The organism is uncultured Turicibacter sp. (assembly GCF_938044715.1).
Taxonomy (GTDB): domain Bacteria; phylum Bacillota_I; class Bacilli_A; order MOL361; family Turicibacteraceae; genus Turicibacter; species Turicibacter sanguinis.
In genome coordinates, this window is sequence record NZ_CALIOS010000105.1 from 1 (window position 1) to 6,043 (window position 6,043).

The following is a 6,043-nucleotide window of genomic DNA, read 5'->3' on the forward strand; positions in this document are numbered from 1 at the left end:
AAAAGAGCTCCAGCCGTTAACATTCTTCCAAGAGATGCTGCTGCAACTGGAGTACATTCATGTATTACTCTAGCATCCTCAACTAATTCTGTAGTAATTCCGGCTATTATTCTTACCATTCCATTTTTTGCAACTGCTCTAATAATTTTATCGCTCATATTTTTCCTCCAACTATTGCTTTTTTCTTATTACATATACTATTCTTTCAGTATTTGCTTGTACATAATTTTCAGTATATCCATCAAACTTGGCAATAACCTCTAAATTCGCTTTCTTCAGTTCTTGTTCTAACTCTTTTTCAGTATATGCTCTTTCAAGATGCTCTTCCTCAAATCTTTCATAAAGATCTCCTTTTTTAACAAAGAAGGTTAAGAACATAGAAAGTAAGCTATCTTCAAAAACATTTTCCCAAGTATAAAAAACCTCTTCTTCGCTATATGTATATATATTGTTTCCTAATATTTCAGATAATTTGTAATATGAATTAACATCAAATATAAATAATCCATTTGACTTTAAATGATTATATACTCCATTAAAGTAATTTTGAAGATCATTTAAATCTGTTATATAATTTGTAGAATCTAATACAGATGTTATTAAGTCAAACTCTTTATTAAGAGAAAGTTCTGTCATATCTTGGCAAATTATTTTTCCTTTTATTCTCGCTTCTTTAAATTTATCAAAAGCTTCTCTTAACATATCTTCTGATAAATCAATACCTGTGACATCATATCCTTCTTTTGCTAAAAGAATTGAAATGGTTCCCGTTCCACACCCAACATCTAAAATACTTGAGCCTTGTGGAAGGTACTGCTTCGTTTTGGCCATCCATTTACTATACGGAACATCTTGCATTAAGATATCATAATAATAAGAAAAAGCCTCGTAAGCCATTATGCTAACATCCCTTCAACGTCAAGGCGAGGAACATCTCTCCATAATTTTTCTAAGTTATATTCAAGACGCGTTTCAGGTGTAAACACATGAACAATAACACGTCCAAAATCGGCTAAAATCCATTGTGCAGCATGGGCACCTTCAATACGTTTTAATTCAAGTCCAGTTTCTGCTTCTAAATCTTTTAATTCGCGTAAAATTCCCGCTGCTAAACGATCATTTTTAGCTGTTGTAATCACCATGTAATCATAAATGGGTGAAAATTGTTGCATATCTAATACAACGATATCTTCTGCGTGTTTTGCGTCTAAAGCTTTAACGATTGTTGTTAAGTTTTCCAAATAAATCAACTCCATTATAAAAAATTACGATAATAATCATAAGCAGCCAAAGTATCAGGATGAATCGCTCCTTGATTTTTTGAACTTAAGTAGGCGACTGTATCCGATAAAGTCTTAGCGACTGCCTGATCTAAATTTTTAGTGGCAAGGTCTCGAATGACCTCAACCCCCGGTTGCGTACGCCCCGGTTCAATATAATCTGCTAAAAAGACAATTTTCTCAAGATCCGTCATTGCTGCTTTTCCTGTTGTATGATACTTGATTGCATTTAAAATCTCTTCATCTTCAATTTGACACGCTTCTTTAGCGACAATAGCTCCTACCGGTGCATGCCACACGAGCGGAGAATAGGCTAAATAATCTGTTTCATGTGCCTGAATTAACTTTTGCTCCAAGATTTCATTTGATAAATACTTTGCAATATCATGCAATAAAGCGGCCGTTTGTGCCTTTTGCACATCCGCATTAAAACGCTTTGCCAACTCGACACTACTCTCACATACACCAAGCGTATGTTGATAACGTTTAGCTGGCATTTGCTGTTTAACGAAAGACTTCAATTGTTCCATAGCATCTCCTTATTTAGGTAATACGATTTGTTTTTTCTTGCGAGATTGTTTGTATAAAATAATCGTGCGTCCAATCACTTGAACGACTTCTGCCTCTAAAACATCGGCAATATCGATTGCCATTGTCTTAGGTTCTTCTAAACAGTTTTGTAACACTGAAATCTTAATTAATTCACGCGCCTCTAGTGCATCTTCAATCGTTTTAACTAACATTTCATTGACACCATTTTTTCCGATTTGAATAATCGGCTGCATGTTGTGTGATAATCCTTTTAAATAACTTTTTTGTTTACCTGTTAACATATAGTTCCACCTCTAATTGCTGCTTCATCATCGTGCGATTGGCTTCTTGATTAAACCAAATCTCAAAGGCTTTTGCGCCTTGAATCAATAACATGTCTAACCCAAATTCATAGCGACAATTTAATTCTTTTGCACGCTTTAGTAAGGTTGTCAACTTTGGTTTATATATTAAATCCATCACGACATGATTCGAATTTAAATTCTTTAAATCAATCGGGCATTCACCTTCGATTAATCCAACAGATGTCGTATTGATGATACATTGGTACGATTCTAACTGCTCACCTGCTTGTACTAAAGAAATTGAATTGTCACATATATCCTTTGCTTTGTCAAGTGTTCGATTCGCAATGGTAATATTTTGATAACCATTTTTGATCAATGCAAAATACACGGCGCGGGCCGCCCCACCTGCTCCAAGAATTAAAATAGACGCGTCAAGTTTAACGTTTAAACCTTGAAAAGATTCAAAAAATCCATCCACGTCCGTATTATATCCCATTAACTTCCCATTCACATTTTTAACCGTATTAACGGCTCCAATCGCTTTGGCAATGGGATCAACATCATCTAAAAATGGAATAATCATCTGTTTATATGGAAGGGTCACATTAAAGCCGTCTAACTGCTTTAAATCCTTCATTTCTTTTTCTAAATTAAGCACTTGCTTCAACTCATAGCTTGCCTCAATGCCCAATGCTAAAAAATTAGCTCGGTGCATACAAGGTGACAAACTATGCACAATGGGATTTCCAATCACAGCGAATCTTTTCAACGAACGTCCACCTCCTTTAAATTAAAGAAGGGCGAATCATCACTCCAACACCTTTTGGCGCATAAATATTAATATCTTGCCCTGTTCCTGATAGTGTGAACCATCCCAGTCCTGAAATCACTAAATCCGTTTTTTCATGACCGATATGGAACGTATGTTTTTCCATCTCCATTAGTTGATCATTATCCATCGCGACAGGCTTTAACACGGCCCCTGCCTGAGTTGCCCAAAGGTGATCTGCTTTTTCAAGTTTGGTGCGGTGAATGTGTAATTGATTAGCAAAGTGAGTCACAAATGATGTGCGTTCTCCTTTCACAAAATCCATACGAGCCAATCCACCTACGAATAACGTTTGCTCTGCATTTAACTGATAAACACCGGCTTTAATTTCTTTTTTAGGTGTGATTTCTTTTAAAACTTTCGGTGTCACATAATGGGCTAACTGATGTTCATTAATAATCCCTGGTGTATCGACAATAGCTGAACAATCATCTAATGGAATTTCGATAATATCAAGCGTTGTTCCTGGGAAGTGAGACGTTGTAATAATATCTTCACGCTCCTCTGTGAAACGTTTGATGATACGATTGACTAACGTTGATTTTCCAACATTCGTACATCCTACAATATACACGTCACGTCCTTTACGATACTTTTCAATCATTTCCATTAATTCATCAATTCCAAACCCTTTACCGGCACTGACTAATGCCACATCTAAAGGTTTTAATCCATATTCTTTTAATGAACGACGCATCCAATGGTTTAATTTCGTTTTATTTACTGATTTAGGAAGTAAATCAACTTTATTACCAACTAATAAAATATCATTTCCATTAATATGACGGCTTAACCCTGCTACCATACTTCCTGAAAAATCAAAAATATCCACGATATTGATTACTAAAGCATCTGTCTCTCCAACACGTTGTAGGATTTTTAGGAAATCATCACTTGTTAAGGCGACATCTTGCACTTCATTATAGTGTTTTAATTTAAAACAACGTTGACAATAAATAATTTCATTTTCCATTTTTGAAATACTTGAGGCTGGCGTATATCCAATTTCTTTTGGATTTTCAGTTTGAATCGTTGCCCCACATCCAATACATTTTAATTCTTCCATGATGTTCCTCCTACTGCTTATCTAAATACGTTGGAATTGGTAAGTTACGCTTTTTTAATTGGCTCACAACATAGCGCTCTAGTTTTCGATTGAACTTGGTGCTGCTCTCATCGGCTGATAAGACAATGGGTTCTACTAATATCGTATAAAGACCTAATCGTTTAGAGACTAAGACATCCGTCATGAGTTGATCACCCATCATCACCACCTCAGATTTTTGATGATTTTTTAAAACACGACGTAATTTAATCGTTAAAGGTTTTAGTGATTTGTGATGTGCGACAATCGATAAATCTTTTGCAAATGTGGACACACGTTCTTGATTATTATTAGACACAATAATCACTTCAAACCCTAATTCCTTAGCCTGGTTTAAAAAGGTAATAATTTCTGGTGTCGGTAACGCCACATTGGTTCCGACTAATGTATTATCTAAATCTGTTAAAATGACTTTTTTTCCTTGTTGTTTTAATTTATGTAAATCAACTTCAAAAACACTTTTAACATATTCATCCGCTACGAAATGTTTTAACATCGATTACTCCCCTTTCTCATGATGATTAATTGAATCAGACATTCAAAATTTGACGTATTCATTTAATTTTATCATAAATTCACGATTGTTTTAAGTCTATCGACACGAACTTGTGCATATAATCTACTAAGATTACCTGATTAGGAGGATTATGCCTATGTTTTTACTTCAATTTATTGTCTCATTATTTTCCAACTTGATTCCACTTATGGGATCAATTAGCAATCAAGCGTTTCCTAATCCTCTATCTGCTGAAGAAGAAGAGCACTACTTAACCTTAATGGCTAACGGAGACAAGAATGCACGAGAAAAATTAATTGAACACAACTTAAGACTCGTGGCTCATATCGTAAAAAAATATCAAAACCAAACGGATGACAAAGAAGATTTAATTTCTATTGGAACCATCGGTCTAATCAAAGCAATTGACTCTTTTTCACCTGATAAAGGAACTAAACTGGCCACCTATGCTGCAAGATGTATCGATAATGAAATCTTAATGCTCTTTCGTTCTACCAAAAAGATGCGCAATGATGTCTCATTATACGATCCCATTGGATATGATAAAGAAGGAAATGAAATTTGTCTGATTGATGTCGTCAAAGATGAAAATAAAGACTTAAACGATATCATCATTCAGCAATTAGCGTTCGAAAAAATTGAAAAAAACTTAAAATCATTAACCCAACGTGAACGAGACATTATCGTGAGACGTTTCGGACTTGAAAATCATGAGGAAGAAACTCAACAAGAAATCGCGAAATCCTATGGAATTTCAAGAAGTTACGTCTCTCGAATTGAAAAACGAGCGTTAATGAAGCTCTATCGGGAATTTATCAAAAATTAATAAAAAGGAGGGATGATCCCCCCTTTTTTTATGATAAACGACGGCGATACTCCGCATCTGATGGCATACGCCAATCAGTACGTGGCGATAATGAAATATCTAAAACTTTTGGTCCATCTGGTAAGGCTGAACGTTTAAATTGTTGAGAGTAGAAACGACGATAGAAAATTTGTAGATATTCTAATAATTTTTCCTCATCAAAATCATCTTTAAACGCGATTTTCATTAAATCAAAAATACGATCCTCTGTATCTCCATTGTTTAACATATGGTATAAAATAAAATCGTGAATTTCATATTTTCCAATAATTTCTTCGGTATTTTGCTCCGTATTTAATAACTCTGGTGAAATGGGTGTATCTAAAATATCTGCTAATGTATATTGTAATAACTCTGCATCTTCAGCATTGTTTGTTAACGTAGCACTTTCAAGTAACATAAACTGTTTCACCATGAACTTGACTAATGTTTTTGGAACACCCGCATTAATAGCATACATCGACATGTGATCGCCATTATACGTGCACCAACCAAGTGCTAATTCAGACATATTACCCGTTCCTAATACTAATCCGTTCATTTTATTTGCTAAATTCATTAAAATATTCGTACGTTCCCTTGCTTGAGCATTTTCATACGTAATATCG

At 34.8% G+C, this 6,043-nt stretch carries 9 protein-coding genes and 1 pseudogene; 1 reads left to right on the top strand and 9 read right to left on the bottom strand.

What is annotated here, in order from left to right; translation table 11 throughout:
• The 8 genes from QWC74_RS14840 to QWC74_RS10320 all read right to left on the bottom strand — a co-directional run.
• Window positions 1–158, bottom strand: a 158-nt coding sequence (locus QWC74_RS14840; protein WP_353888920.1) for an Hsp33 family molecular chaperone HslO, incomplete at its 3' end; no start/stop codon positions are given.
• 13 nt (window positions 159–171) lie between these two features.
• A complete protein-coding gene (locus tag QWC74_RS10290) occupies window positions 172–897 on the bottom strand; it encodes a class I SAM-dependent methyltransferase (RefSeq protein ID WP_288994012.1) in 726 nt (241 codons plus the stop codon).
• Window positions 897–1,241 (bottom strand): ribosome silencing factor, encoded by a 345-nt coding sequence (gene rsfS / locus QWC74_RS10295; protein WP_006783361.1) that lies wholly within the window; start codon window positions 1,239–1,241, stop codon window positions 897–899. The genes QWC74_RS10290 and rsfS overlap by 1 nt, the downstream gene beginning before the upstream one ends.
• A 14-nt stretch (window positions 1,242–1,255) precedes the next feature.
• The gene (yqeK, locus tag QWC74_RS10300; RefSeq protein ID WP_006783360.1) at window positions 1,256–1,810 is read right to left on the bottom strand and encodes a bis(5'-nucleosyl)-tetraphosphatase (symmetrical) YqeK; all 555 of its coding nucleotides are present in this window, start codon (window positions 1,808–1,810) and stop codon (window positions 1,256–1,258) included.
• A gap of 9 nt (window positions 1,811–1,819) precedes the next feature.
• Window positions 1,820–2,113, bottom strand: coding sequence for a ribosome assembly RNA-binding protein YhbY (gene yhbY, locus QWC74_RS10305; RefSeq protein ID WP_006783359.1), 294 nt, complete (start codon window positions 2,111–2,113; stop codon window positions 1,820–1,822).
• Complete coding sequence (gene aroE, locus QWC74_RS10310) at window positions 2,100–2,888, bottom strand: shikimate dehydrogenase (RefSeq protein WP_006783358.1); 789 nt, start codon at window positions 2,886–2,888, stop codon at window positions 2,100–2,102. Before aroE ends, yhbY begins: the two co-directional genes overlap by 14 nt.
• Before the next feature lie 16 nt (window positions 2,889–2,904).
• On the bottom strand, window positions 2,905–4,014 hold the full coding sequence (gene yqeH, locus QWC74_RS10315; protein ID WP_006783357.1) for a ribosome biogenesis GTPase YqeH: 1,110 nt from the start codon (window positions 4,012–4,014) through the stop codon (window positions 2,905–2,907).
• A 10-nt stretch (window positions 4,015–4,024) separates the two neighbouring features.
• Window positions 4,025–4,549, bottom strand: coding sequence for a YqeG family HAD IIIA-type phosphatase (locus QWC74_RS10320; protein ID WP_006783356.1), 525 nt, complete (start codon window positions 4,547–4,549; stop codon window positions 4,025–4,027).
• Between the two features lie 157 nt (window positions 4,550–4,706).
• Between QWC74_RS10320 and sigK the strand changes: the two genes are divergently transcribed.
• Window positions 4,707–5,396, top strand: a complete 690-nt coding sequence (gene sigK, locus QWC74_RS10325; RefSeq protein ID WP_006783355.1) for an RNA polymerase sporulation sigma factor SigK — start codon at window positions 4,707–4,709, stop codon at window positions 5,394–5,396.
• Window positions 5,397–5,424: 28 nt separating this feature from the next.
• On the opposite strand, the pseudogene QWC74_RS10330 reads toward sigK, so the two are convergent.
• Window positions 5,425–6,043 (bottom strand): annotated as a pseudogene (locus QWC74_RS10330) (NAD(+) synthase); the annotation flags it as partial.

Coding starts and splice junctions, on each gene's coding strand:
- QWC74_RS10290 (WP_288994012.1), bottom strand. CDS start 897: ATGGCTTACGAGGCTTTTTCTTATTATTATGATATCTTAATGCAAGAT.
- yqeK (WP_006783360.1), bottom strand. CDS start 1,810: ATGGAACAATTGAAGTCTTTCGTTAAACAGCAAATGCCAGCTAAACGT.
- yhbY (WP_006783359.1), bottom strand. CDS start 2,113: ATGTTAACAGGTAAACAAAAAAGTTATTTAAAAGGATTATCACACAAC.
- yqeH (WP_006783357.1), bottom strand. CDS start 4,014: ATGGAAGAATTAAAATGTATTGGATGTGGGGCAACGATTCAAACTGAA.
- QWC74_RS10320 (WP_006783356.1), bottom strand. CDS start 4,549: ATGTTAAAACATTTCGTAGCGGATGAATATGTTAAAAGTGTTTTTGAA.
- sigK (WP_006783355.1), top strand. CDS start 4,707: ATGTTTTTACTTCAATTTATTGTCTCATTATTTTCCAACTTGATTCCA.